The organism is Phyllobacterium sp. P5_D12 (assembly GCF_054049495.1).
Window position 1 is genome coordinate 1 of record NZ_JBFUMG010001012.1, and the last position, 948, is coordinate 948.

Sequence of the window (948 nt, forward strand, 5' to 3'; positions counted from 1 at the left end):
GCATCGGTCAATGCCAAGGCAATGGCCTGGAATTGTGGTTGCTGCATGAGAGTGACATTCACAAACAGCAGGTACCAAAACTTTCCTCATCCAATGCACTCGATCTTGATGAACAACGCGGGCCGCTACCGGAATCTTACGCCCGAGCGCGCGCGTTCCATATTGCTCCGCAGGGGCCCGCGAGTTCCATTTCCAATGCGAAAAAACTTGGCTCACTAAAAACCAAACCAATTTTGACGATGGACATTCTCTCCGACAATTTTATCGAATCTGCGATGTACCTTGAACTGGATTTCCTCTCCTATCTTACGGCCTTCTTGCCAAGCCAAGCGGAGATTGAGCGCATATGGCAGCCATCCAGCCTTGAATCCTGGCTTCAGGAAAATGCTATTCGTTACAAATGTCATATGGTTGCCAAGCTTGGAGCGCGAGGGTCGCTTGTGTGTGAAGCCCCGACGGGAACTCTCACCCACGTGCCCGCACTTCCGGTCAAGGTCCGGGACACTACCGGGGCTGGAGACGGTTATTGCGGTGGATTTGTCGCAGGATTGGCTGCGGGCAAGTCTCCCGTCGGCTGCGCGGCAATGGCGACTGTCTCCTCATCCTACATCGTGGAAGCATTTGGTGCGCTGGCAACCAAGCAGCCAACAGCCGACGAGAAACTGACAAGGCTGCAAATAGTGGAGGCAGCAATACGCCCGCTGTCTTCCGGCGGCAGTCGATCATGAACTCAATGAATTGGAAGCAAGATGCTTATCTCGGAACAACGATCATCCCACCTCGACAAAATTTTCAAGATCAGAAAGCCATTGATCGGGGACATCCATCTTTTGCCTCTTCCTGGAACCCCGCGATATGCAAATGAAACGATGGAAGCAATTATCAGTCGGGCCTTGAGCGATGCAGATGCCTTCGTCGCGGGTGGTATGGACGGCATCATTATAGAAA

2 protein-coding genes are annotated in these 948 nt (G+C 52.5%); both read left to right on the forward strand.

What is annotated here, in order from left to right; genetic code table 11:
* Nucleotides 1-728: carbohydrate kinase family protein (locus ACXJ5O_RS28335; protein WP_457302817.1), on the forward strand; the 728-nt coding region annotated here is incomplete at its 5' end.
* A 21-nt stretch (nt 729-749) separates the two neighbouring features.
* Nucleotides 750-948, forward strand: a 199-nt coding sequence (locus tag ACXJ5O_RS28340; protein WP_457302818.1) for a BtpA/SgcQ family protein, incomplete at its 3' end; no start/stop codon positions are given.